The organism is Mesorhizobium sp. B2-8-1 (assembly GCF_006440955.1).
Classification (GTDB): Bacteria; Pseudomonadota; Alphaproteobacteria; order Rhizobiales; family Rhizobiaceae; genus Mesorhizobium.
In genome coordinates this window covers 158,242-185,177 of sequence record NZ_VFTX01000009.1, presented here as the reverse complement: position 1 = coordinate 185,177, position 26,936 = coordinate 158,242, and the positions used below count along the sequence as shown (strand labels likewise).

Below are 26,936 nucleotides of genomic sequence, written 5' to 3'. Positions count from 1 at the left end.
CAACCATCACTTCGGTCCGCCTACCACTTGACGCTGAAGCCGAGCTTTGCGCCGATGGAGCGGCTGTCGCCGAACTCTTTCAGGCTCGACCTGGCGAAGGCCTCCCCGAAGACGGTGTAACGGTCCTCGTTCCAGCTCAGTGATCCACCGACACCCAGCCCGCCCCATAGCGGCTGGTCGTGCTCGTGCAGCGCGGTGCCGGAGACGTCGACGTCATTGCCGTCCAGGAAGTCATAGTAAAGATTGGCAATGCCGTAGAGATGCGATCGGCTTACCCTTCCCTGAGCTCCTGTCCAGGCATCCTCGTAGTCGAGCGACAGGCCGGCACGGCCGATGAGCGCCTGGCTGCTGTCGAGCGACACTGCCGCATCGAACGGATCGGTGAAGCCGTCGAAGCGGACTGAGGAATAAGAGAGTTGAGCCTGCGGCGTCAGTGTCCATTTGCCCTGGAGCGCGAACTTCTGGCCGGCTTCGATGCTCAGAGCATAACCGAACCCGTTATCGCCATTGGCAAGTTCGCTGCCCAGCGTAGCGGACTTCAGGTCGCTGTCATACCACGTCACCTGGGCCTGGGCGTCGGTGTAGAAGCCATTGTCACCATACCAGGTCAGCGTGCCGCCGAAGCCATAGCCGGTGGCATCGATGGAGCCGGCCCCATAGATCGAGGAGATGTCCGACGAGGCCGTGCCGTAATGGAAAGAGACACCGCCGAGCAGGATGCCGGTGGCGTCCTCATAGAGCAGCCCGTCGACGCCTGACTCCAGTCTCCATGTCGTCACGTCATAGTCCGAGACGGTGGTGGCGCTATCGGGACTCTGCCGCGTGTGGGCGCCCTCGATGCGGGCCCAGATCGCGTTCTGTGTGGGAACGCTGCCGATCTCGTCGGCGCCTTGGGCGGCACCCACCCATGAGCGGTTGCCGACCCGCTGCTGCAAAGTGCCCAGTTCGTTGAGACTCTGCAGCACACCCGGATAGGCCTCATAGATCGGCACGGCCGGCGAATAGAGCGGTGCCTGTGGGTCGGTCGGAGTGGTCAGTTCCGAGCGCAGATACCAGTCGCCGTCGCTCGGCGTGCTGACGCCGTTCTTGTAGAGCCGGTAGGCATAGGCGCCGCTGACCACGGCCTGGTCGCCCTGGAAGACATAGTCGCCGGCAAGCGAGAAGGTGCCGGCCGAACTTCCGTCGACATCGACGATCCTGACGCCTTCGACGGTCTGCGCCCCTGCCCCACCGACATTCGTGACCGCAAGAATGCCGGCACCGGAAGTGCCGCCATGGATGACCACCTTGTCGGTGGTCGAAGCATCGCCATCGAGCGCTGCATTGAGGAAGATGGTTCCACCATTGCCGGTGTAGTCGCCATTGACGGTCAGCGTCGTGCCCGGTGCGGTGCCCAACCGCACCGAGCCTGCATTGCCGAGCGAGGCGACGGTCTGGTTGAAGCCGCCGAGATCGAGCGTTGCTCCCGAAGCAACCGTGTATGCCGATGCCGAGCCCAGCGCACCCGCCGCACCGGCGGCCAAGGTGCCCTGCTGCACGGAGGTCGGACCGGCAAAAGCGGAGCCTCCCGAGGCCAGCACGAGGGTGCCGTCGCCGGCTTTGGTAAATGCACCCGATCCGGTCAGCGCGCTGTTCAGCGTCAAGGTCGTGGCGGCCGCGGTGGAGACGGTGCCGGAGCTCATGACATTCACAGCACGCGAGGTGGCAAAACTGTCGGTCGTGCTGAGCGTACCGCCATCGAAGCTGAGCCCGCCGGCGGCGTCGCCCAGATCGGCGTCGGCGGAGACCTGTAGCGTGCCGCCATTGATCGCCGTGCCGCCGGTGTAGCTGTTGGCGCCGGTCAGGACCAGCGTGCCGCGGTCGGACTTGACCAGTTGCGCATTGCCCGAAAGAGCCGACGCGATCGTTGCTGTCATCCCCGCCCCGGCCGCCGTGCCGTCACCGACGACGATGCTGCTGGATGCTCCGGCGAGCGCGATGCCGCCGCCCTGGACACTATAGCCGCCAGTCATGAATTGCATGCCGGAGGCCGTCACCTGGCCCAAGCCGTCGTCCACCGTCACTGTGCCGGCCTGGCCGGCAAAGATGGCGAAGGAGGCGTCGGCAAAGGGAGCATTGACCGTGCCCGTCTCATTGGCCCAGTTGTCGTTGCCCGCCGAGGTCTGCCACACGCCGTCGCCGCCATTGATCACGCCATTGTTCTTCGGGCCGGCATTGCCGTCCCAGTAGTTGAAGGTGAGGCCCTGCGTGTTGACGAGGTTCACCTGGTGATCGATCGAGGTCTGGATCGAATAGCCCGTGGACGGGATCGTGCCTACGACGAGGCCGTTGTTGGTCAGCGACCCCTCATAGCTGAAGACGCGGTAGACGCCGGGCCCGAAGGTACCGCCCGCGCTCGCGCTGACGTTGAGGATGCCATCGAGGACGAGATTGCCGCCGACCGTTGTCAGGTCGTTGAGAGCCCCGCCGGCGACGCCCGCTTCCCCGAAGGAATAGTTGAGGACAGAGCCGCTGGACAGGTTGAGGCTCCCGGCGATCGCCAGTGTGCCGGGCGTGCCGTCGACCGAGCCGGGCGAAAGCGTTGCACCATCGGCGACGGTCACATCGCCGCCGACAGTGCCCTTGCCGCCGATAGTCGCACCGCTGGCAACCGAGACTGCGCCGGTGGCTGCGCTGTTGTCGCCATCGATATAGAGGCCGCCGGCCGTCACTGTGCTCGGCCCTGCATAGCTGTTGGAGCCGGTCAGGGTGAGTGCTCCGACGCCCGTTTTATTGAAGCCACCGGCGCCGGTGATCAGGCCCGAAAGGGTAAGGGCCGCATCGGTCTGGACAGTGCCCGTACCCGAAGTGAGCGTGACATCGCGCGCCGAAATGAAGGCCGCGGTGGTCTTCAGTGTTGCGCCGTCATCCAGGCTTAGGCCGCCGGCTGCATCGCCAAGATTGGCATCGGCAGAAACCACGAGGGTGCCGTTCTTGATAACGGTGCCGCCGCTGTAGCTGTTAGCGCCGCCAAGTACCAGGGTGCCGAGATCGGTCTTCACCAGTTGACTGGCACCGGTCAGGTTGGAGGCGATGGTTGTCGTGTAAGCGGCGCCGGGCAGCGTGCCATCGCCGACGCGGATGGTCGATTGCGGTCCGAGAAGTTCGACGTCCTGTCCCTGGACCATATAGCCGCCGGTGGCGAATTGCATGCCCGCGGCCTGAACCTGGCCATTGGTGTTGTCGACGCTGACCGTACCTGGAGCGCCCGCAAAGATGGCGAAGCTGCCATTCGAGAAGGCGGCGTTCAGGTTGCCGTCCTCGCCGGTCCAGTTATCGTCTCCGGCGGCTCGCCAGGTGCCGTCTCCTCCATTCACGACGTCATTGCTCTTGGGACCGGCGTCGCCGTCCCAGAAGTTGAGCGTCTGACCGCTGATGTCGATGAGGTTGACCTGACCCGCGACCGAGGTCTGCACGACGTGGTTGGGCGATGTCGTGTTCAGTCCATTGCCGGTCAACGTGCCGTCATAGCTGATGACGCGATAGATGCCCGGCCCGAAATCGCCACCGGGTGCTTCCGTGACATTGATCGAGCCGTCGAGCGTCAGGTCACCATGCACAACGGTCAGGTCGTTGTAAGCGCCCCCGACCACACCCGCCTGGCCGAACGAATAGTCGAGGTTCGAACCAATGGCCAGCACAAGACTGCCATTGATGGTGAGCGTGCCGGGGGTGGTGCCGACATCGCCGGGAGCGAGTCTGGCGCCCGGAAAGAGGGTCACTAGGCCGCCGATAATGCCATTGCCGCCCAGCGTGCCATTGTTGACTAATGTCTGTCCGGTAGCGGCGCTCTGGTCGCCGTCGATGTAGAGGGAGCCACCAAAGACTTGCGTCGAACCGGCATAGGTGTTGTCAGCTGTGAGCACCGTGGTGCCGACGCCTACCTGCGTGACTTGGCCACTGCCGGAGATCACACCGTCGAAGGAATACAGGTTTGAGCGATCAAAACCCAGGTTCCCGTTGTTGACGACATCGCCCAGGATCGAGCCCGTTGTGCCACCGTTGCCAAGTTGCAGATCTCCGCCAGCAATGGTCGTGCCGCCCGTATAGGTGCTGTCGCCGCTCAAGGCGAGAAAGCCGGGCCCTGCCGACGTAAGTGCGCCTGACCCGTCTATCGAGCCGGCCCATTCCACGAAATTGTCAACGGCAATCGCGCCGCCGCCGGCGTTGAGCGTTACATCTCGTGCCGACGACAAACCCGATCCGACCACATGCAGCGTTCCCCCGTCGAAAGCGACCTTTCCGGCCGCAACACCAAGGTTGGCGTCGCTCAGGATTTGGACCGTGCCCTCATTGATGAACGTTCCACCCTGATAGGTATTGGTTCCGGCCAGGATGAGCGTGCCGCCGCCTTCCTTGGTCAGCGCGCCAGCGCCACTGACCGTGCTGTTCAGCACCATGCTGGTGGCGCTGTCGGTCTCGAAAGTGCCGCCGCCGGCGTTGAGCGCCACGGCGCGCGCCGAGTTCATGTTGGCGGTCGTGTGCAGCGTGCCGCTGTTTAGCGAAAGAACGCCCGAAGCGTCACCGAGATTCCCGTCGGCCGAGATCTGAACAGTACCGCCATTGATGGCGGTGCCGCCGCTGTAGGTGTTGGTCCCCGACAGCACCAGCGTGCCGAGGTCGGTCTTCACCAACTGGCTGGCGCCCGTCAGATTGGAAGCTATCGTGGCAACATAAGCCGCACCTGCCGCCGTGCCATCGCCGACCCGGATGATCGACTGGAGACCTGCCGGCGTGGGATCGTCGACCAGAACGATGGAATTGCCTTGCACCACATAGCCGTTGGTGGCGAACTGCATGCCCGTGGCCTGGACCTGGCCGCCGGTATTGTCGACCGTCACCGTGCCGGCGGCTCCCTGGAAAATAGCGAAGCTGGCATTGGCGAACGGCGCCGCGAACACGCCGGCGGCATCCGTCCAGTTCTGGTCGCCGGCGGCGCGCCAGGTGCCGCTGCCGCCATTCACCGCCCCGTTGGAATGGGGACCCGCATTGCCGTCCCAATAGCTGAGGGTAAGCCCGGCCGAATTGACGAGGTTCACCTGATGGGCCACCGAAGTCTGCACGAAATAATCGGGATCGGTGACGTCGAGGCCGTTATCCGTTAGAGAGCCGTTATAGTTGATGATGCGGTACACGCCCGGGCCCAGGTTTCCTCCCGGGGTCTGGGTTACATTCAGCGTGCCGTCGAGCGTCAGGTTGCCGCCGACATTGATGAGATCGTTGAGCGGGCCGCCAGGCACGTTCGCTTGGCCGAAATTGACGTTCAATTTCGCGCTGCTGGTGCTTAGCGACAGGTTTCCGTTGATCGTGAGCAAGCCCGGAGCATTGCCGCCATTGCCCGGGTTCAGTGTCCCCAGCACCGCGACGTTGCCACCGATCGTGCCGGTTCCTCCGAGAGTTCCAGCAAAACCGACCGAGATCTGCCCGGTGGCTCCGGATTGATCGCCGTTGATAAGCAAAGTGCCGCCGGCCGCGCTGGTCGGGCCGGTGTAGCTGTTCGTGCCCGTCAGGGTCGTGACGCCGGTGCCCTGCTTGATCAGGTTGCCGGTGCCGGAAATCGCGCCGCTGAAAGTGTAATCGCTGTCCAGATTGAAGACGAGCGTGCCGTTGTTCGCCACGGTCGGGGTCGCCAGAGCGCCAGCCGTCGCGCCGTTGCCGATCTGCAGGGTTCCTTGCGCGATCGTCGTGCCTGCGCTGTAACTGTGATTGCCCGTCAGCATGAGCGTGGCGGTCCCTTGTTTCAGCAGGCTCTCGAAGCCGGCCACGTTGGCGGCGTCCAGGATCCGGCCTGCAACGGTGTTTACCTGCAGCGTGTCGCCTGCGCCGGTCTCGCCGCCGGTGCCGGCATTGACAGCGCCGGTGAAGACCCCGCCATCGTTCAGCGCCAGCGTGTCATTGCCGGCGCCAAGGTTCAGCGCTCCGGCGCCGGTGTCCAAGGTTCCCGATAGATTGACGATGTCGCTGCCGCCGCCAAGGTCGCCAGTGCCGCGCAGTGTGCCGCCGCTATCGATGCTGATCGTGCTCGCCCCCGCGTCGCCAGTGATCGCCACGGGCGTGGGCCCGGCAGCCTGCACTGTGCCGGCGACGTTCAGCGTCGAGCCGGCATTCAGGGCAAGTGTCGGCGTGATCAGTGTCTTGCCCGCATCGACCTGCAGCGTGCCGGCATTCACGGTGGTGCCGCCTCCGCTCGTGAGATTACTCGCAAGCTCCAACATCCCGGCGTCGACCCGCGTCGTGCCGCCGATACTGCTGTCGATCGCCGAGGTGAGCCTGGTGGTGCCTGTGCCGATCTGGGCGATGTTGCCGGTGCCGCTGAGATTGCCGGCGAAATCAAACGTGTCGCTGCGGTTGAACGACAGCGTCGAGGTCGCGTTGGCGACGATGACGTTGCCTGCGCCGGCGTTCCCGGTCGTGCCGCCATTGCCGATGATCAGGTTTCCATCGTTGACGACGGTGTTACCGGTGAATGTGTTGTTGCCCGTCAGCACCCAGGTGCCTGAGTCGTTTTTGGCGAGCGTGGTCACGCCGCCGGGACCGTCGACGATGGTGCCGCCCATGGTATTGAGGCCGGTGTTTGTGCCGCCAAGCGCCAGTGTCCGGTTACCAAGACCGGTATAGGCCGCCGACCCTGTATTGCTGAAGACAATCGCCCCCGTTCCGGAGGATTCGATGAAGCTGGTGCCCGTTGAGAGCGTGAAGAGGCGATCCGTAGTGTCGCCGCTGCCGGTGTAACGCAGCGTCGATCCGCTGCCGACCACCAGGTTCGAGGCATCCTTGGCTGACATGCCGATAGAGCTCGCCTGTCCGCCATTGGCCAACTTGTCGACGGCAAGCACACCGCCACTGATGCTGGTGACCCCAGTATAAGTGCTTGTCTGGTTTTTGAGCACCCATGTGCCGGTGCCGGACTTGGTGAGCGCGGTCGTAGCGCCCGACGGGTTGTCGATGCGAGCCGAAAGCGTGTTGTTGGCAATGTTGGTGCCGGAGAGCGTCAGCGTGCGGGCTCCCGCGCCCGGGAGGGCTACGGCCGCGGTGCTGGTAAAATTGATTGCGCCAATGCCCGAAGCGTCAAGGCCGCCACCGCTGCTGCCCAGCGTGAACTGCCGGTCCGTGCTGTCGCCGGCGCCAGTATATAGCAGCGTCCCGCCGTTAAGCACCAGGTTGGTCGCTGCGGCTCCGGAATCGCCAATCGAACTGGCTACGCCGCCATTGTTCAGGCAACTTACCGCCAGCACGCCCCCGCTGATCGTTGTGCTCCCGTCATAGCTGCTGCTGCAGCCTGACAACGTCTGCCCCCCAGGTCCGCTCTTCACGAGCCCCCCTGTACCAGTGACCCCTCCGCTGAAGACCAAACCAAAACCATTGCTGACAGTCAGCGTGCCTGATCCAAGATTCACGCTGCCGGCACCGGCGAGACCTGCCACCGTGTTGCTCAAATTGTTTAGGTCCAGTGTCGCGCCGGCGTTCACAGTCATGCCGCCGCCGCCAAAGGCGCTTGTTGAGCCGGCCCGCAAGATGCCTGCGGTGACGGTGGTTCCGCCGGTGTAGGTGTTGTTGCCGGACAGAACCAACGTGCCCGGACCGTCCTTACGGAGAACGCCGCCCCCAATGGCCGGGCCGGCTTCACCACATTTCCTGCTTCGGAAATGATTTTCGGGTTAGCCCCAAGGGAGATCGTATAGCTGAACCGTGCAGAACCCTGCGCCTGTTTATTTCTCGGGATGCTCCGCACCACCCAATCGTAGATGCCCGACACCATGCACGCGCCATTGGTACAGGTCACCATCAGGGAGCCATCTCGTATGCGATAATCCCGTTCTGGCCATCGCATGAAATAATCGCGCTTATCTGCCAGAACCTCGGCAATGCTCTTTTGCTTTCCGTAGTACGAAATGGAATCCGCATAGATAGAAGCGACGGCGCGCAGAGATGACGACGCATCACCGCCGTCGCGTTCTATCAAATTGCGAACAACCTCGACTGCCGCTTCCTTGATGGACGCATCGGATGACGTCTCAGATCGAGGTGCGGGTGCTTCGGCCGCCGTGGGAGGAATGGCAGTGTCAGCAACTGTCTTCCCTCCGCCATGGCAAAGGACCTGGACGACGGAGGGAACAACCTTGTCCGATAGATCGGCGGTGGAAAACGGCTTTGCGTCAGATGCAGGATCGGCAGCATCGAATTGGATTCCTCGGCTTTGAAGGAACAATTCGACCACATTCGACCGAATGGCAAAATTAACGTTTTGGGCAGCTATTCCGGTGGCATTCGTGAAACCGGAGCCTAGCACTGCTGTCGAGACGCCGACGATAGATCCCCATTGATCGACTACTGGCCCGCCAGAATTGCCAGGTTGGAGGGGAGTGGATACCTGCAAATATCGTGTGTCATTTTCAATGCCAACAAGGGAATTGATGTTCCCTGTAGTGACTTTGATAGAGTCGGACAGCACGCCCGTGAGCGGAAAGCCGTAGGCGGCAATATCCTCGCCAAGCCGTGGCTGAGAACGGCGAAGCGGCAAAAAGGGCTTGCCTTCGCCATCGCCGAGCCTAAATGCGGCGAGGTCATTTTGCTTGTCGATAGCCAGGTCGCTTCCATCCCCAATCGCGGGACACTGATAGTAGTGCACCCCTCCACGACATGAGCGTTGGTAACAACCCATCCCTTTCCGTTCACGAAAAAACCCGTCCCCGAAGCGGAGACATCATCCGCGAGGACGGTTTGTGTGCCGGCCCCGAAAGCTGCCGCCATGTAGACAGCAGACAAAACCGTTCTGATCTTCAACTTCATCACCCAAGCCGTTCGCCAAAACCCGGAAACAGTAAGCAGCGAATGTATTTTGGCTGCAAGCTAAACATCGCGATGCGGTGAACATCGTCTTGACAGAAGAATCGAATGGGAAGCTGGCCCGCGATACGGCAGCATGTGTGAGTTTAGCAGTTGCCTCTGTCACGGTCCGTTTTGATCGTGGCAATTAGGCGCTCCAGCCAGGCCATGTGAAATCATTCATAGGTTTGCTGCTGCAATGAGAATCGTAGACGAATCGACCTGTGGCACGGTCACGGCATCGCCAGATGAGTTGGTAGTACTGGTTGTAGAATTGATCCCAAGCGACCCCGTAGTTCTGAGGGTAGTATCCACCACCGCCGTATCCATTGTTGGCGGCCACGGCACCCGCAGCGGCTGCCGCGCCACCGATCGCTATCGCTGTTGCAACGTCATTATCGGCCGTGACAAGCTTGGTACATTTTTCTGCTGATGCCCCGCGTCGAACGAGTAATTTCGCGACCTCGGTCCGGTAGGCTTGGTCCGGGTTGGTGGCGAGTATGCGACACAAATTGAGTGTACTCTCTCCTGTTGGGTCCTTGTGTACGTTCGAAGCATTGGTTGTGCAGCCACCGAGTGACACGGCGGCGCACAGTAAAAATGCGCTTGTCTTCATGTTTTACCCCTGCCCACCTGTATTGTTGCACCCAGACGGGCGGTGAAGTCGAGGGTTTCTATTAATGCGCCCGAAAAAATTTCATCTGGGATTACCCTGCCAGGCTATCCGGAAGGAAAATTCGTCAACAGGGCAACAATGGCGGTCGCTCCGATCACTGTGATTTGTGAGAATCGCTCGGCGACGGCCCGGTGCCCGGCATTCCGGCGAGTATCCCCGAAAATGACAATCGATGTGGCGGCAATTCCGCTGGCTATGGTTAGGCAGACGGCCACGAGAAATACGATTTGAATGGGAATCATTGAATCCTCCAATCTAAGTTGGAGGCATTATCGACTGCCCTTGAATGGCGTGGATATAATCCCTCACATTGCCTTTTCTGAATAGACTCCACTACGCCTCTGGGGCCGGAAGCAGACCGGCAGCTTCAGCGCCTAGGCAAAAAATTGCAGACCTACAAAGCAGGGTTCAGGTCCCGATCTGGCCAAACCTGCCTTTGATTGCGCCGCCGTCCTAAGTATGCCAGCAATCAGCATCATGGTGCCGATGATGAAGCTTAGTATACCTGTCAGCCAGCGCACCAATCTAGGAGGGTCATCAACTACGCGCCGGTGCTGTGCGGGTTATCTTGCCAACCTGAAATCAGCTTGAGGCAATATGAAACTACGCGGTCCAAAGGCTGTTCGGCATTGACAACAGCGTCGGCTCGTTGCGGGAGCGTATCACCTAATTCCGCCTCAACGCGGTGTGTTGTTGCGCGAGCGAAATCTCGCGCGTCGTCCCGCGTCTGAACGCGCCCAATGCGCGTGGTCTCGACAGCTCCGAGGAACAGGAGGCGCGTGTTGGTCGGCTTGCTTTCAGCGACAAGAATGTCGAAAATACTCACATGCCGAACACCGTCCACTATGAAATTGTCGCCCGATTTAAAGCCGCCTGCGGTTAGGACGTCGCGGCAGAATGATTTCGGGTCTTCGTCGACGCGCCTCTGGCCCAAATCCTGTAAGGCCTCACGGCTGTCTGGATTTCCACCCAGACGCGTGATCTCGCTACGCAAGTAGTCTCCAAAACCAGTGCGTCGCCAACCGAGTGCCTCCGCAACGGCCGCGCTGACCGACGACTTGCCACTGCCGATTTGGCCGGAGAAACAGAGCAACAGGCTCATCAGAAGACGAAACTCATCTGCCGAGGCCGCAACGAAACCCAGCCGCGACGGTCGCGCTTGTCACAGTTTACGGGCGCAATGGTCGCAGGGGTCTCGAGCTCGATCAACGTGGCGTAGAGCGCATCGGCTCGGGACGCCCAGAATTCGTCATCGGCGCCAATGCCCGCACCAAATCGATCGCGGATGCGGTCAAGCGGCTCGGCTTCGAGGTCATAACACCAGGTGCGTCGTGCTAGTGCGATGCCGCAGATCGGCCCGGAAACCTCCTTCACAAGAATGATATCGCCGTCGCCGACCTCGCCATATGGTGCGCAGCGATTTCGGCTGAATCGCGATTCGATCGTCTTTTCACCCGACAGCACCATCGACAGGTACGGTTCAGAGAAGATGGCGAGATGGATCCCGATGCGGCTCGTAGGCTGCGTCGCGCCGGATAAGTAGGTCAGCCAGAAATGGTGACTGTCGACTTGTTCCAGTAAGGCGTCGAACTGGATCTCCAAGTCATGCTCCCTTCAAGGGCCGCCAGCGGCGCACCTCGTTCTTCTTGTGCTTCAAGAGCCGCCAGGGCCAGCAACTCGCCAGCAATTCGCTCAAGCTGCTCGTGTTCTTGCATAGTGGCCCAAAGGCGTGGCTGGACACCAGAGCCCATCGTCTCGCCAGCACAGGAAATTGCTGCCTCAAGAACAAGCTGTGGATTACTGGTTCGGAAAATCCGGTTGCCAGATGTCCAAACTTGCGCAAAGCGACGGCGCGCGTCGCGCCGGCTCACCGTTGGCAACACGTCGCCATCGATCAGCGAGGTAAGGCCAGCTTCGCCGGAAAGCGTCTCGCCATTTGCGCGCACGAAGAGCCGCATGCGGCCGACGCGGGCTTCTGTCCAGTCGCGACGTTGCGCTGAAACGGCGAGGGGGTGCCGGGTCGGCGCCCGCGTCTTCCTGAACACCAAGAGGTCGCCGCGCCGCCAGTGTTGCGGCGGATAGATCCCGGTAGCGGCCAAAGCGTTACGCTCAAAGAACGGCGTTTCATAGCTGATGGCCAGTGGACAATGCTCGATCGGGTCGAGCCCAAGCCTCCGGCCGAAGCCGATAACCGTTTGCCTGTCAGTTTCGGCGCTCGGCCGCGTCCCGTCGGGTGGTAGGCTGATCAGTACCACACCGCCTGGGCGGCAGGCATGCGCCGCAGCCGCGAGCATTGGCCGCACAAAGTCGAGATACCAGGGTGGATCGAGAAGGACGGCGTCGGCGCTCTGGCGGGGAAGGCCGCCACTGCAGAACGCGATGGAGAGTGGCGAACCAGTGGCGCGATTGAGCTCCAAGACTCGATCGGTAACGCAGTTGTTTTCGGCCAAAAAGGCAAGGCGGCGGCCGATCGGCAAGGTCAATGCCTCGACGGCAAGCCCAGGAGTTCCAAATAATAGGATGTCGCCGTCGGCCGCCGTCATTTCGGCGGCGCGATTGAGCAGCGAGCGTGCTGCGTCGGGAGTGAACCGCCACTCGAAATCGAGCGGGTGTGGCAAGGGTAGCAAAGACCGACCTTCGATGATGTCCGACCCACTCGCGCCGGCTTGTTGACGGACCGACGCAGCGAATGCCGAGTTGGTCATGCCGCCGGCCGCCAGCCGGTCCAGCGACGCGAGCAGCTCAGTCGGGTAAACCGCCGGCAAACCGTGCAGAAGCGTCGCGAAGTTCGTCGCGCCGTTTGAAATCGCGGCGCAAATCAACGCGTCGACTTTGGCTGCAAAGGCAGTTTGCGAAAGCGAGCGGCGCGACTGGATCATGCGACCCTCGTGCGGAGCGGTACATCGCAGATGTGCAAGGTGCGCAAATCCGGTGAAAACCGTCGCTCAAGTTCGCCTGTCCAAGCGGCAATCGCCTCTTCTTGAACTGCAAGGCTCTTTTCCCGCGCCTGGTCGCGCGCCAGCCGTTGCTCAACCGGTGTGAAGATCTGAATGCGCAGGGGGATCACACGAAGCGGAAACTTAGGATCTATCGCCTGTAGCCGGTCCATCAGGTCGGCGACACCCTGTGCGACGCCATCGTCGTGCGGCGAGGTCAGCGTGACGTACCCATAGACATCCAGCCCTAACGCCAACAGGCGCCCCAGAATATTGAACTGGCGATCGAAGTCCTGTGGTGCAGCACGAGTGTTGAAGGCGAAGGATCGAGCGTCAAAACCTTTGACGCAACAGACGCGGCCGTAGTTCCGATAGTTGCGAATGAGGGCGAGATCGGCTGGCGCAAGCTCGTCGAACAGGTAAGTTGTGCTGAGGTTATCGTCAGTCCAGAGATAAGTCGTCTCGGCGAGACCAGCGTCGATGAGGGCTCTCATCATCCAGGGTGTCCATTCCGGCACGAGGTCCGGGGAACCTCCGGAGAGATCGATTATCCTGGGCGCGTCGGGAATCTGGCGGTAGAGATCCACCAGCTCGGTACCGGTGAACCATTCCGAGCGGTTAAGATCGGCCTTGAGTAGCTCCTCCGGGACGAAGCAGTACCAGCAACGCCAGGCGCAGGCGGCGTTCTGAAAGACAAGCGCCGTCATCAAGTCGGGAATCGGGGTAATCCCTAGTGCCCGGCATGCAGGGGTAATTGGGAGCGGATTGGCCGGCCAGCCTTCAGCGGTCGCGAGTCGAAAATGGCGGACGCGCCCATACCCATTGCAGTTCGCCGGTAGTGTCAGATCGATCTCCTGACCCGACCCCGCCAAGCGTGATATCAGGACGCGGCCGCCCTCGATGTCGATCGCCTGGGCACGCAACTGCTTGGCGAAACGCTCGGTGTCGATGGGCTTTGCCGCGCTCATCACGGATGGAATCCCTCCGGCTCGGGTGGCAGGCCGCGACGGCGGGGAGGCACCTTGACGGGCTCGTCGGCCAGATCGGGCAGCTTCTCATCAAGGAAGAGGTAGACAAGGGTCACGCAATAGTCGAACTCCTCCGGCGTCAGCTGGCGGCCCTTCGGGATATCATGCCAATATTCGAGGCAAGTCCGGCAGCATGTGGCCGTTGCATGCTGCGCATAGTAAATCGCATTGCCCTCAAGCGGCGTCTGGTATCCGTCACGGGGCGGCTCTGCTAAGGCGAGATACTTGCCAAGACGGTCTCTCGCCGCTTCCTTTAGCGCGTCGCGGCCTTTGCGCTGGGCATGGCGCATCGCTACGTCATCGACTGGGCGATGGAAGAAGTGGTGACGGATCAGTTCGTGCTGAAGCGCGACAAAGGTATGCGCTGCATCACCCTTGTCGCGACGATGCAGCCGGTTCCAATCGACTAGGTCCACTCCGCAGGCTCGGCACTTGCCGCGCTGATCGGGCGTCATCTTCTTCAGCTGCTTGAAACAATGAAGGTCGTTGTCGCAGTCGGTCGCCGTGCACTTGATGTCGAGCGGCGGGGGTTTGTGGAACTCGGCCATGGGAAAACCTCAATGAAGCGCCCGATCGAGTAGTTGTCGATCGAGCTCGTTGTCGATGTCGTACGGAAAGCGTTCGACGAAGACGTCGCGTGCGATCGTCCACGGATCGCCGTCGTCGGCTTGCAAGTTTGCCGCCGCCCCCCACCAGTTTACACCCTGCCACGACAGACGGAATGCGAGGTAGTTCGCGAGCGCGCCGACGCCGACCGAGTTCTTTGCAGCGATCATGGGAACGACGCTCTTGAGCCGTTCGATGGAATTGCGAGCGGCTTGGACGCAGGCCTGAGCCAAGGTTTCGGCCTTGCCGTCCAGGACGACATCTCCGGCAAATTGGCTGGCGGCGATCTCCTCGTCGGAGTTACGTCGGTCGGAAGAAGTCTCGTCGGCCTCAATCACCTCCAACGTCTCTGCGTCGGGTCGCTGGCTGGCATGGAAGACTTCGTGTAGAAGATCGAATAGCCACCGCGCCTCGTGGCGCGAGGTCTGTTTTAGTACCACTGCATTGCGGCCTTCATAACGCCAGCATGCGCCATGAAAGGTGCCGCGGTCGCGCAACGGCAGGACGACGACGCCCAAGTCCCAAGCGGTATGGAGTGCGCTCTTGAGATCTATGGTGTTATGGCTCCTAAGAATATACCGATGCATAGCCGCCGCGTCGGTCGGGATTTCCGCCTTAGGCAGTGATCGCGCGCCCTTGAGCGCGACGACGGCGAGATAGTTTGCATAGGCCGCATAGAGGCTGGTCGCAGACTGAGCGCGATTGGCGGGCATCTTGAACCGTGCTTCAGCCGCAGCGAAGCGCGGCGCGACAAGCGCCTGCGCACCGAAGACATTGTCTCGCGTCCAGCCGAACACGCGCTCAAGGACCGCGCCAGTCTTAGCAGTCAAAGCATAGTCGTCGTCCTCGCTCCCAATCTCGCCATTGGCGCGCGCGGCATCCACCGACGGCAACAACCGCGTCAATAGAAACTCGCGGTCAAGCCCGACCTGACGTAGCTTGTTCACAAGCCCTGCGAAACCATCGGCGGCTACCGGGAGGAGGATATCGTTCCTGATGCGCACACCGAGCGCGTTGGCGATTTCGCGCAGGCGCTGATAGCTGGCAGAAGCGTAGCGCTCGGCTTCGTAGCGCTGGATCTGCTGTTCCTTGAGACCTAGGCGCTCGGCGAGATCCTTCTGGCTGAGCCTACCCGCGATCCGCGCCTGGATAAGCCCGTCGGCCAGTTCGTCGAACGAGTTGATCGAGATCATCGAGAGGTCGGCGGACTTGAGGCGATCATACTCAGCGATTTCCGCCTGCAAGTCGGCAAGCTGGCTCTCCATCGCTTCACGTTCCGCTTGCTGCAGGCGGGGATGTACATCGTCCCGCACAGGACCATTCGTGAGCTCGCCAATAGCCTTGCGAAAGCGATCGACCTCGCTCCGTGTGATCTTGTACTGCCGTTCGTTGCTGATCATGGCAGACTCCCGAGATCGATGTTAACGACGCCCTTGGGCACCCCGTTGCGATCCTTCATGAAGAAGTCGCGGTAGAGCACACCAGGGGCGGCGAATAAGCTCGCCGGAAAGAGCTCGCCCAGATATTTGGATTTCATGGCTGCTCGGCCATTCGTGAAGTCGAGCAGTACGGGGTCAAGGCGATAGGGGTCGACCCCTTGAGTGTTCCATGCTCCGTCATAATCCTCCGGCAGTGCTTTTTGCGAAACAAAGCTTCCGTCGAGAAGCACCGACCGGCAGCCGGCGCCCGCTAGGTTCTGAAGGGCCGCCAATAGACCTCCGACGAGGCGGGCCCGGTGGCCGTTGGCGCTGAACCGCGGCGCGACCTCGCCCCACGGGGCATCGTGAACCCCGAGAGGAAGATAGCCGGTAGCTGAGTCGGCATCAGGAAGCATGACACAACAATATCGTTGTGTTAGATGTTCGTCAAGTGTTCTGTTGAAGAGTGCATCGGTGCGTCCTCAACGCTTGGGCAATTTGAGCGGCGAGTTCGCGCTAGGATATTCCGTTTCGAGGTAAATCGGTCCTTCAAGGAAAATCTACTGATCGATGCCTTATCAATGAGATGATTGGATTGCATCGGCTCCCCGGTCTTGAGATAGAATGAGAGAGCGCAAACCATTCCGCGCCAGATTGAGGGAGCAAGCATCTGGTGAACCGGTGGATCAAGGTTGTGGGGGTCTCGGCCGGCGTTTCGTCCACCATCAGCGCGGCGATGGTCTTGCTCTTCACACAGGTTGCGCTCCTGCAACATGCCTCATCGCCCGCTGTGCCGACGACCCCGCCGACTGATTCACTGACCCAGTCACCATCGCCCACCACCTCACCCGCATCTGCTTCGACTGAAAAGGGCCCGTCCGACGCCAAGGCGGTCGATGTGCTTGCGGACCAGAACTTGAATCCGGCCGTACCGAGTCACGAGAATAAGGATGCGTCGTTCGGCAAGGAGCCTTGGTGGGCGACCTTCGTCGGGGAAATCGCCTGGCCGGTCGGCCTACTGCTCGCCCTCATCCTCACACTCACCATCGATCGCTTGCGTCGCTTCTTTGGCGCGGGGTTCAAGATGGTGCGTTCGATCAAGGCCGGCGGCGTCGAGATGGAAATTAGTGTCGAGGCTGCGGATGCGGTCCGCAAGGAACTCCGAAGGTCATTCGGCGAGTTGATCGAAGATGCACGCGTGGAATATGAGCGGATGGCAGACGTGCAGAATCTCGACCGCCTGCTCGCCTCCGTCGTTGAAGATGAAATCATCGCTAAGGTGTCGGGCTTAAGCCGATCCGACGTCCGGGCGACACTCCACGTGAGAGACATTGTCTTCAAGGAGTTCCTGTACCAGCTAGTCGACTACTACCCCAAAGGCGGAGGCGCACATCGTAGATTCTCGCAGCGATTTGGGATCATCGGCCGAAGCTGGCGCTCAGGAAAGTCACATGGCACCGGGAATGCATTCGGCAATACTGAATCCGAAGAGGCGCTGGTCGAACTCTGGGGTATGACCCGCAGCGAAACGCACGGTGTCTTGCAGAACAAGCTTTCCTGCCTGAGCGTTGTTCTCAGAGCCGGTGGAACCGAAAGCGGCATTCTCTATCTTGATTCCTCCAAGGAAGACGCCTTCGGCAATGATGCAGCAGCTCAAACGTTCGCCCGCTCGCTAGAGACACAGCGCTCTGTGGTGGCCTTGGCAAAGGCCGTCGAGCGGGCAATGACACCACTCAGGGCCGCAGGACCTAATCTCGATCTGAAGGATGCCAGCAAGTGAACGCGATGCCAAAGCCCTCCCCTCCGAGGCATGCGAGCTACGACGAGATAGCGAGTGAATATTACGATCCGCTGCGCCATCCCACCTGCGCTAGCTTGCGAGAGCTGAGCGCCGCTTATCTCGCCCCGCGGATTGAGCTGGCTTCGGGAGCAGCAAAACGGCTTGTCGAAGTTGGTGTCGGCCAATCGCTGCTAGCGCCATTTTGGAGGGCGGCAGGAGGAGACCTTCGACACGTTACGCTTCTGGACAACTCTCCGTCGATGCTCGCCTATTCGGCAGACTGGGAGCGGCTCGGGACTCGCCTGGTGCTGGCGGATGCGACAGCTACCGGACTACCCGCCGCTTCCGTGGACGTCCTTATTTCGTCGCTCGGCGACCCCTACAATTCGCTGCTCTTCTGGCAGGAAGTCTCGCGCATCCTCAAGCCGGGCGGAATCTGCCATTTCACCTTGCCAGCATTTGAATGGGCGATGGCTTTTCGCGACAAGGAAAACCTGTCGACCGCCGAATTCTTGCGAGCCGACGGGGTCAAGCTGCTTTTGCCGTCCCCAGTGTTGAACGAACTGGATCAGCGGAGAATGTTTGCCACAGCAGGACTCAGGTTGGTAGACGAAGAGGCGCTCACCCGGCAAGCGCTGGCTTCGAAGCCCGCTCCAAAGCTGATGTGCGTGCCCTTCGATGCACCGGCGGTCCGCGGGTATTCTTTGCAGCGGCCCTAGGCCAATTCGCATCACAGGCGCCACTTAACATTGGACCTTGGCTAGACGCGCGATCGACATAGTCAATCTGAGTGGAGGCGAACAGAGCGGATGTCGGTTTTTAGGAATCACGAATTTACACCTGAACGGCTGATATTAGGCGCAAAGCAGCCGTTCCTTCGGCGCAGCGCTGTTCGGATCTACGCGGGGGACAAGCGTGAGCGTCTCATTCCAGTCCACATGCTTGGGCGCGAGCAGTTTTCATCCAATCGACGCTAACTAGGTCGTCGAGGCCCCAAGGCAGGGCTGCGAAACTCATTGACCAAGCGTGTCCAGCGCCCTTTGTGCCGCGATGAGGTCGACGATTTGATACGTAGTGTTAAACGTGTGGACCACCGCTTGCAGACGCGTCGCGGCCTCGACACTACCTTGGCGTGCCAGAACTGGTGCTAGTTGGGTTGCGGCGCGAAGCTCGAAGAGTCTCGCTTGCTGTCGACGGGCAGTCGCAATTGCTGCTTCGAATAGGCTGGCGGCACCCCCTAGGTTACCTCTGCCCGCGGCGATTTGGCCACGAAGGCGAATACACTCTGCTAGGCAGCTTGCCTCGTCCGTGTCGAAAACGAGGGTATCGACATCATCAAGCATTTGCGATGCCTCTTGGAGCCGACCGGCCCGCACGAGAAGATCACAAAGTGCGCATGTTTTCTCGGGGGTATGAAATACGACGCCTTCCCCACGCCAGACAACCACGCTCTCCCGGACGTCATCGATGCCGGCGTCGAGCTCACCTAAATGGAAGCGGGCATAGCCACGCCACCTCAGGCCGCTGCTTCTACGCGCCACGTAACCATGCCGCTCGCAAATTTCCACGATCTTCGTAGCGGTCTCAAGTAATTGCTGGTATTGACCGAATATAGCGAAAAATTCACACTGAGTGAGAAGACACCAGGCGAGGTCGAAAGGTTTATCGAGCTCGCCGAGAGTTCGAATCAGTTTTTCTTTTTGCTCGACGGCATCATCAAAGAAGCCCGATATGATCAGTGAATCGCTAAGATACTCTTGGGTAGAGAGACATTGATCCGCACCAGCGAACAAGATACGATGACTTGCTTCAACACGTTCAATCAGAGCTAAGGCCTTGCGTAGGGCCTCCCCTGCCAGCGGTTGTTCTCCCCGGTTGTAGTGAGCAATCCCCTTTGCCGCCCAAAGTGCACTCAGATAGGCCGCAGGAACGAGATCGGCGTCATTTGCGAGCTGCTCTTCGGCCAGGGCCAGGTAATCTTGATTGCGCCCAGTGGCATAAAAATGAGGAGCGAGAGAAAGCGCGACTTCGCACTGCAATTCGACCGATGCAGTGTTGGCGGCGGCATGACGTGCGTCTTCAAGCGTTCTCCCAAGGCGCCCAGAACGATACCCTTCTGCTTGCATCAAAGCATTAGCCATCGCTAGCTGGAGACGTGTCATCCGTTCGGCGTCACCGGAGACGTCGCCAAGTCTCCTGCTGCAGTCGATCGCACTGGCAAAGTGCGACACGGCTTCCCGGGTGGCAGCTCTGGCCACGGCGGCCCCTCCCGCCCTTTGCCACTGATTTAGGGCGCGCGCCCAATCCCCAGCTTCCTGAAAGTGGTGTGCGAGGAGCTCGGGTTGCGCTTCAGTGATTTCGGTCCACTTTTCCTCCAACACATCCGCGACACGCTTATGTATCGCCTGGCGCTTAGCGCGCAGAAGCGTGCCATACGCTGTGTCCTGAACGAGCGCATGCTTGAAGAGGTAAGTGGCCAGTGGCCGTGTCCCGCGGCAGAACACCAGACCAGCGCCGACGAGTTGATCCAGTGCGCCATTTAGCTCAATGGCATTTCGCTGTGCGACCGTTACCAGCAATTCGTGGGAGAACTCCCGACCGAGAACCGCGGCGACCTGTGCGATCTCCTTAACGGTTGGGCCTAGGCGATCGAGCCGCGCCATCAACGAGGCATGCAGCGTGGCGGGAACGTTCAACGCCGTCGCAGCAGCTCGTGAGGGCACCTTCCTAGCGTTGCCGCCCTCCAACACCGCCTTGGTCAGCTCCTCGACGAACAGTGGCACCCCATCCGTGCGCTCGATGATCTCCGCGACAACGTCGCTCGGCAGCTCTCCGGTGCCGACGACCCGCTGGACCAGCGCTGCGCCTTCGCGACGGTCGAGCCGATTGAGGACCATAACCATGACGTGCGACTGCCCGGTCCACGGCGGTTGAAACTCGGGGCGGAACGTGAGGAGAAGCAGCACTGGCAGGCGCGGCACCCGCTCGATGACCAGGTCGAGCAGCTCGCGCGAGCTGGGGTCGATCCAGTGGACATCCTCGAAGAGCATCAGCACCGGACCTTGTCGCGCCAGCTCTTCGAGCCGCCGGAGCAGCGCATCGAAGGTCTTCTCTTTCCTACGCTGGGGCGTCAGTTGGAGCGGCGGGAAGCGGCCTTCGGTCGGCAACGACAGCAGCTCGGCCATCAGCGCCCCGTCCTCCGGAGAGGCCGGGGCAAACAAGGCTGCAAGCTTATCCAGCTTCCTCTCAGCCGGGTCGTCGCGCTCCAACCCGGCGGCACGTTCTAGCTGCGCAATGGTTGGGTGAAGCGCACTGTCTTGATGATGCGGCGAACAGAAATAGCGCAAGCGGGTGTGTGGCTCATTCTGGATCCGCTCCTGCAAGGTAACCGTGAGGCGCGACTTTCCGATGCCGGGCTCGCCTGAGAGCAGCACCACACAGCCTTCACCAATTTTGGCGCGATGCCAGTGGCGCTGCAGCAGGTCGACGTCCTCCTCACGCCCGACCAGCGGCGTGGGCGTCGTCCCATGCAGCGCCTCGAACCTGCTTTCGACAGCGCTCTCACGACACACTTGATAAGGATGGATCGGCTCCGGAAAGCCTTTCACCTCGACGGCGCCAAGGTCGCGATATTCGAAAAGATCGCCGACCAGCTGCCGCGTTTGCGGCCCGATCACGACCGCGTCGGGTTCGGCAAGAGCTTGCAAGCGGGCGGCGAGGTTCGGCGTCTCGCCCACGACGCCGCGCTCTTGCCCTTCGCCAGCGGTGATCAGATCACCGACGACGACCTGTCCGGTGCCGATGCCGATACGAACCCGCAATGGCTTGGGCTCTGGGATTAGCCTAACGACATCTACGAGAGCAAGACCAGCGCGCACCGCCTGCTCGGCGGCGTTCTCGTGCGCCTGTGGGTACCCGAAATACACCAAAACTCCGTCGCCCATGTGATTGGCGACAAAGCCGCCGAAGTGAGCGACCGTATCAGCGACACAGCGGTGATACGCCCCGATGATCTCACGCAGGTCCTCGGGATCCAGACTTGTCGCCAGTGCCGTCGAGCCAACCAAATCCGCGAACATGACGGTCAGTTGCCGACGCTCCGCGCTTAATTCCCGGGTGCAGCTCTGAGCCGCGATGTCATCGGTGCTCGCGTCGGGATGGCTTGACGACCCCAGCCCCACTACCGCCTTGTGGAATCGCTTCCGATGACCGAGGAGCATACCGAGCTTCTCGAGGTCGGCATCGGTCAGTTCCGGCAGGACTTCCGCGTCGATCGCGTTGTCGCGAAATGCCTGCTCGTATTGCTGGAGACCGAGGCCTCGCAACCAAGCGGCAACGTCCACACAGCTCTCCCAAGGCTGAATTCGGGTCCCTCAGCCGCAATATTAACTCAGATGCCAAGGAAATGCTGTAGACCCGGATTTCTGTCGAAGCTGGAGGTCCCTCCGGAAGACTCGAGGGCCTGGAGTCCGACATGGTTGCCGCTGCGGTACCAGCTTTTGACCGCAAAGCCGCCGCTTCCTCCCGCACGCGAAATTGACGGATCCGGATCAAAAGGCGGCATTGCTGGTGGACGTTCCATGTTGAGAGTGTGCGCCATTAAATATTTTAATGCGGCACCCTGCCGGCTGGAGCATCGAGCAACAGCGCCTTGCGCCGTAATCTGACCGCATCGGCACTACCATTTCGATCACGGTCCACCAGTGCAAAACGAGCGCCATCTTTCGCAATGATGGTAAGGCCTTCCCGGCATCTCAGAATTTGTCGGGACGTACCTGCTACCAGTTCGAACGTACAGCCGGCGTTATTCGACTGCGCTGAAGCGGTATCCACCCAAAAGACACAGGTAAGCACACATATCACCAGGCTCCGGAGATATCGGCCACTTGCGCTCATGAACGCCTCCCTGCTTTATGAAAATCTGCGGCAAGAAAATCTTGCATTGTCTTCTGCGGTCAGCTTGGCAGTATACTCATGGTCTCGTATGCGTCGCGAGACAGGCCGGCGAGATGGGATGATATCGCCATTTCGCTGACTGGTTGGCCAGTCGCGTTCAGCAACGAGTTGGTGCGCTGTTTGGTGCGCGTGAAAATCTGCTCCGCGCCGCCGAGCTCGAGCACACCGCCGATGCGCATGGCGCTGTACTCGTGCAGGAAATTGTAGCGGCTGCGCTCCTCGATGCCGAACAACAGGTCGAGATAGGCGGAAAGTGCTGTCGACTTGCCGGCCTCGTTCAAGCCGAATACGATATGCAGATCGGGACCCGATTCCGGTTTCGGCCCGAAGTCGATCGTCCTGTCTGTGAACTTGCCATAACGGATGAGATCAAGTCGCCGCAGCCTCATTGCGACCCACCGGCCTTGAGGCGCGCGGTAACCAGGTCGGCGCCGTTGGCAAGCACCCTGTCGAGGAACAACTCCAGCTCGGCCTCGTCCTTGCCGGCGAAATCGCGTCCGTCAGGCGGCAGATCCGCGATCATCTTCTGGACGAGCGCCCTCGCCTCGGCACGGAAAGCTTCCGAGCCGCCATCGGCGCGCATGGACTCTGCGAGCTCGAAAATCGGATCGGCGACGCCCTCGGATGTTTCTGCTGCGGGTGGCGAGACGTTAAGTTCGAGCTTTTCCACCCAGGTTTTGCCTACCTGTTCCGCGACCTGCTCAGCTTCCGCGAGCAGCAGATCCCGGTCGCGGATCAGTGCCCATGACAAAGGCGACATGCCGGTCACGCCTAGCCGGACCACGGCATGACGGGAACTGACGGAGGCACGCACATCTTCGAGTGCGGATCGGATACGCTCTACGACCTCGGACCATTCCACCGTTTCGGTCACGTCGACGCTCACCCGCTCGAATTGCGCGATACTGGTCAGCCTCTCCTCGATCTCGATGGTGCGGTCGTCTCGTATCGTGACCAGGGTGACGGATTTCTCTCCGGCCTCGTTGATGTCCCTGCCCTGTGGAATTCCTGGCATCACCACGGTGCTTGCCCCGGGATGGACTTGGCGGACATGGATGTGCCCAAGCGCCCAGTAGTCGAAACCGTGGCCGTGCAGGTCAGCGACGCTGCAAGGCGCGTAGACATCGTGGCCGGGCGATCCAGCCAGGCTGGTATGCATGATGCCGACATTGACCGCGCCCTCGCGCGGCGCTGAGTACTTCGGGAGTAGACTGTCCGGCGCCTTGGGGCTGGCAAAGCTCAGGCCATGGAACATAACGTCGAGCCCCCCGGCTGTCTGCAGCACGGTCTGGGGACGGCCGCCGAAGATCGTGACCGTGTCCGGGAACACCAGCTGTTTCGATATCCGCGACATCGCGTCATGATTGCCACGGATCTTGAAAACCCTGATGCCGGCCTGATGAAGCCGTGTCATCTGTGAGGCCAGGAAGCGGGCCGTTTTCATCGAAGTCTGATCGCCATCATAGAGATCGCCGGCAATGACCAGGGCGTCGACACGTTCCGTAAGGCAGAGGTCAATGATCGAGACAAACGCCTGACGGCTGGCGTCTCCGACGAGTTCGGCAAGGTCGGGGTTTCGCATCGCCAGCGAACGCAGCGGCGAGTCGAGGTGGATGTCGGCGGTGTGGACGAATCGAAATGGCATTGGAAATCTCCGGTTTGAACATACCGGTGTTCGACCGCGGCTCGACAGGAAAAATCTCAAGCAAACCCGGCGGCCGATACGGCCGCCCCCTTTCCGCATGAGTTCGCCGAACACCTTTCCGACTAGAGTCTGTTCGCTTATTCGAAGACGGAGAACGACGCTGCGGGACAGACCGTCCGCAGATAAAAACGCTGGGAAAAGTGCGCCACATACTGCGGAAACCCCCAATATTTCTCTGATGCGTGATGAGCTTAAATGCCTCTGCAATGTTTAGCACGCTGACTTAACAACTCTTCCGTTTGATGCCGCACTGTGTGCGTTGCTCAATCCGGCCGAACGAGGCAGTCTGTGGATTCGGGACCTCGTCTCGGCTATGCACACACGATGGACGACAGATCCTTGTTTATGAAATCCAGCATCGACCACCTCCCGCCACCAAAGCAGCGCGAGCTGAGAAAGACCGTCGAGCTGCTCCTTGAGGAGTTTGAGGATGCCCTCAAGGGAGGGACGACCGACTTCAAAAAGCGCGGGCGCATTCTCAAGATTATACTTTTCGGGTCCTATGCTCGTGGTGGCTGGGTCGACGAGCCCCATACCAGAAAGGGCTATCGTTCGGATTTCGACCTGCTTGTGGTGGTAAACAATCGCAAACTGACCGATTTCGCCGGCTATTGGCAGACGGCAGCAGACCGGCTGATGCGCGAAATCAACACGCCAGTCAGCTTCATTGTGCATTCCCGCCGGGAGGTGAACACTGCCCTCAGGGAGGGTCAGTACTTCTTCGTGGACATCCGCAGCGAGGGAATTGTCCTCTACGAGCTCGACGAAGAACCGCTGGCGCATCCGGCACCTACAAAGCCGGCCGATGCATTCCGATTAGCAGCCGAACACCTTGAAGACAGGCTGCCCCATTCCAAGAAGTTCGCGAAAGGTGCGATGTTCTATCTACAAGAGGGCGACGTCAAAGAAGCAGCTTTTCTCCTCCACCAAGCCATCGAACAGGCTTATGCAGTCGTGTTGCTTGTTCTAACGAACTACAGCCCTGCTTCTCATAACGTCAAATTTCTTCGCAGCCTCGCGGAGGATCAAGCACAGGAACTTGCCGAAATTTGGCCCCGCGACCAGCAGCGTTTCGTAGCTTGGTTCAACGTCATCAACGAGGCTTATGTGAAAGCGCGCTATTCGAGGCACTTCGAGATCACTCGCGAAGCGCTCCAGTGGCTTGCAGAGCGGGTCTGCGATCTGATCGGTCGTATCGAAATGATCTGCCGATCACGGCTTGAAAAGCTGAGGAGCGAGGCAAATACGGCGGCTGATCCGCGAGCGAGCTAAGTTCGCGATTGCACCAATTCCGGTGTGATGTCCGGAATTATCTGTCGTCGTCCGAATTTAAGTGGGGCTGCCCACGTCGTGTGCGAAGTCGTTTCGGCACTCGTATAGACCTTGAGCGCGTCGCTGCCGCACGACATGCCGCGAAGCATGGTCTCGATTCGGGGAAGACGAATGTTGCCGTCGCCGCTGGTAGCGGCGGCGCTGTTCTGGACAGGTGGCAAAGCGCGCGAAGGGAGGTGTTTCGCCCGTAGGTGGCGATTGCCTCGTAGGCGCCGGCTCCCCTCAACGTTGTGTTCGGCGCCGATCCTCACGCAATCCCCCCGCGTCGGCTGCCCGATCTCGAAATGCATGCCGATACGGCTTTCGATCTGATCAGCGTGGATACCACGCCTCGTGCCCGCCAATCGATGAGTGTTGCCGGCGAGCAGTAAGCGAAGCCGCAGCGCTCCTGAAGATGCAGCAGCTCTCGCAAAACAGTGGGTGTGAAGTTCTGATATTCGTCCACGAGCAACGGACGCGTCGGGCCGCATCGGGCGCCCAAAAAGTTCATGCAATCCTTGGCAAGATCGTATGTGTGCTTGCTGTCCCTTTGGACGCCGTAACGTCATGCAGCATCAGGAACATCGGCCTGATAGCCTTGGTATGCTGCGCAACTTCACAATAGGCAGCTCCGCTTTGGGCGGCTATCCAGTTGAGCGCTACAGTCTTTCCGAGTCCGGCTTTGCCGACCGCAAGCACCTCGCCTTCCGGTTGGCACGGAGGTTTCTAGCATCCGTTGAGTGCCATTCCCGACTCGTCGCCTAAGCCCTGCGCGGTCAGGCAGTTCCAGTGTCTTTGATTTTCACGCATCTCTTCCTCTGTCTTGCGGTTTTCCTCGATTGCCGCATTGGAATCGTCGGCGCCGGGGCCAGGCGACTGCTGCGCCTTTCTCAATGCAGCCGCTCCCAGTAGTGTAAGAATGCCTTTCATCACCTCGACGGTCGGATCAGATACTGAACCGGAACCATCCGCGGCATCGGGAGTACGGGTCAGGACGGTTTTCCGCTCGGCGAGGATCTCTGTTGCCCGGCCCCTTGCCCAAGTCCCCTCAAGTTTTCCATTCGGTCTCACCTGGTAGATAACGGGCGCATCGCTTCCCCAGTCGACGGTAAGGATATCACCCTTCAGCAAGCCTTCGCCCTTGTAGCTATTGCCAACTGACCATTCGAACCGAAAGCGGTTCTCGCCGACTTTCGTGACCTTGCAGGCACCCGCATATCGCGAGCCGTCGGGATTGGTCCCCTGGACTGAATAGGTCCCTTCGAGCTGCGTTGTGGCGGCAGTCTGTCCCGCTGTCCGGGCGGATGCTTCAGCATCCGCCGCTGTCGCAGGCGCGAGGTTGAGGAAACTCGCCAACACGATCCCTGCACACCACAGGATGTTACGGCCTATCGAAGCCGTTCCATGGACCAATGTGTGGTCAGTCATTTGGACTCCCCTGCTTTCGCGACGGCGCGGGGCTGGACCTGGAATTGGCGATCCGTACCGCGTCGGAACGTCGTCTCCTTCGAAAAGAGCCAGAATACAGCTCCAATCTCAGGAAGTCATTTTAGCCGAAGGGAGTAGTGCGTTCGGTTCAGGGGAATCTCTGACGATTGGAACTATCAAGCATGACCTCCCAACGACGAAGGTGCAGCGCATATACTATGTACGGC

The 26,936-nt window shown here is 60.5% G+C and carries 17 protein-coding genes; 3 read left to right on the top strand and 14 right to left on the bottom strand.

Translation table 11 applies throughout. The features are described 5' to 3' along the window. Nucleotides 1-20: 20 nt before the first annotated feature. The 10 genes from FJ428_RS22440 to FJ428_RS22395 all read right to left on the bottom strand — a co-directional run bounded on the left by FJ428_RS22440 (nt 21) and on the right by FJ428_RS22395 (nt 15,945). Nucleotides 21-7,352: an autotransporter outer membrane beta-barrel domain-containing protein gene (locus tag FJ428_RS22440; RefSeq protein WP_246675791.1), complete on the bottom strand. Its 7,332-nt coding sequence runs from the start codon at nt 7,350-7,352 to the stop codon at nt 21-23. 158 nt (nt 7,353-7,510) lie between these two features. Next, the gene (locus FJ428_RS22435; protein ID WP_181167360.1) at nt 7,511-8,668 is read right to left on the bottom strand and encodes a serine protease; all 1,158 of its coding nucleotides are present in this window, start codon (nt 8,666-8,668) and stop codon (nt 7,511-7,513) included. Between the two features lie 345 nt (nt 8,669-9,013). After that, a complete protein-coding gene (locus tag FJ428_RS22430; protein ID WP_140880226.1) occupies nt 9,014-9,481 on the bottom strand; it encodes a hypothetical protein in 468 nt (155 codons plus the stop codon). Between the two features lie 601 nt (nt 9,482-10,082). Continuing rightward, nucleotides 10,083-10,643, bottom strand: a complete 561-nt coding sequence (locus FJ428_RS22425) for an AAA family ATPase (RefSeq protein WP_140880225.1) — start codon at nt 10,641-10,643, stop codon at nt 10,083-10,085. Continuing rightward, a complete protein-coding gene (locus FJ428_RS22420) occupies nt 10,643-11,143 on the bottom strand; it encodes an ASCH domain-containing protein (protein ID WP_140880224.1) in 501 nt (166 codons plus the stop codon). Before FJ428_RS22420 ends, FJ428_RS22425 begins: the two co-directional genes overlap by 1 nt. Beyond that, nucleotides 11,086-12,420, bottom strand: a complete 1,335-nt coding sequence (locus FJ428_RS22415; RefSeq protein ID WP_140880223.1) for a hypothetical protein — start codon at nt 12,418-12,420, stop codon at nt 11,086-11,088. Before FJ428_RS22415 ends, FJ428_RS22420 begins: the two co-directional genes overlap by 58 nt. After that, nucleotides 12,417-13,445, bottom strand: a complete 1,029-nt coding sequence (locus FJ428_RS22410; protein WP_140880222.1) for a hypothetical protein — start codon at nt 13,443-13,445, stop codon at nt 12,417-12,419. Before FJ428_RS22410 ends, FJ428_RS22415 begins: the two co-directional genes overlap by 4 nt. Further along, the gene (locus tag FJ428_RS22405; RefSeq protein WP_140880221.1) at nt 13,445-14,053 is read right to left on the bottom strand and encodes a DUF4186 family protein; all 609 of its coding nucleotides are present in this window, start codon (nt 14,051-14,053) and stop codon (nt 13,445-13,447) included. The genes FJ428_RS22410 and FJ428_RS22405 overlap by 1 nt, the downstream gene beginning before the upstream one ends. A 9-nt stretch (nt 14,054-14,062) precedes the next feature. Next, entirely contained in the window at nt 14,063-15,511 is a 1,449-nt protein-coding gene (locus FJ428_RS22400; protein WP_224519023.1) for a helix-turn-helix transcriptional regulator, read from the bottom strand. Further along, on the bottom strand, nt 15,508-15,945 hold the full coding sequence (locus FJ428_RS22395) for a hypothetical protein (RefSeq protein ID WP_140880220.1): 438 nt from the start codon (nt 15,943-15,945) through the stop codon (nt 15,508-15,510). The genes FJ428_RS22400 and FJ428_RS22395 overlap by 4 nt, the downstream gene beginning before the upstream one ends. A 257-nt stretch (nt 15,946-16,202) precedes the next feature. On the opposite strand from FJ428_RS22395, the gene FJ428_RS22390 reads away from it, so the two are divergent. Together FJ428_RS22390 and FJ428_RS22385 are read left to right on the top strand one after the other, a co-directional pair. Then, nucleotides 16,203-17,309 (top strand): hypothetical protein, encoded by a 1,107-nt coding sequence (locus FJ428_RS22390; RefSeq protein ID WP_140880219.1) that lies wholly within the window; start codon nt 16,203-16,205, stop codon nt 17,307-17,309. Nucleotides 17,310-17,314: 5 nt separating this feature from the next. After that, complete coding sequence (locus FJ428_RS22385) at nt 17,315-18,028, top strand: class I SAM-dependent methyltransferase (protein ID WP_224519029.1); 714 nt, start codon at nt 17,315-17,317, stop codon at nt 18,026-18,028. Between the two features lie 294 nt (nt 18,029-18,322). Here the strand turns inward: FJ428_RS22385 and FJ428_RS22380 are convergent, their stop codons facing one another. The 3 genes from FJ428_RS22380 to FJ428_RS22365 all read right to left on the bottom strand — a co-directional run bounded on the left by FJ428_RS22380 (nt 18,323) and on the right by FJ428_RS22365 (nt 23,910). Next, entirely contained in the window at nt 18,323-21,652 is a 3,330-nt protein-coding gene (locus FJ428_RS22380; protein WP_140880217.1) for an adenylate/guanylate cyclase domain-containing protein, read from the bottom strand. A gap of 612 nt (nt 21,653-22,264) precedes the next feature. Then, nucleotides 22,265-22,654 (bottom strand): AAA family ATPase, encoded by a 390-nt coding sequence (locus tag FJ428_RS22370; protein WP_224519024.1) that lies wholly within the window; start codon nt 22,652-22,654, stop codon nt 22,265-22,267. Next, nucleotides 22,651-23,910 carry a DNA repair exonuclease gene (locus FJ428_RS22365; protein ID WP_140880216.1) on the bottom strand — a complete coding sequence of 420 codons (1,260 nt, stop codon included), beginning with the start codon at nt 23,908-23,910 and terminating at the stop codon, nt 22,651-22,653. Before FJ428_RS22365 ends, FJ428_RS22370 begins: the two co-directional genes overlap by 4 nt. Nucleotides 23,911-24,315: 405 nt before the next feature. Here FJ428_RS22365 and FJ428_RS22360 point away from each other — a divergent pair, with 405 nt between their 5' ends. Next, on the top strand, nt 24,316-25,242 hold the full coding sequence (locus FJ428_RS22360) for a nucleotidyltransferase and HEPN domain-containing protein (RefSeq protein WP_140880303.1): 927 nt from the start codon (nt 24,316-24,318) through the stop codon (nt 25,240-25,242). A gap of 765 nt (nt 25,243-26,007) precedes the next feature. Here FJ428_RS22360 and FJ428_RS22350 read toward each other — a convergent pair. Beyond that, the gene (locus FJ428_RS22350; protein ID WP_140825305.1) at nt 26,008-26,709 is read right to left on the bottom strand and encodes a hypothetical protein; all 702 of its coding nucleotides are present in this window, start codon (nt 26,707-26,709) and stop codon (nt 26,008-26,010) included. Between the last annotated feature and the right edge of the window lie 227 nt (nt 26,710-26,936).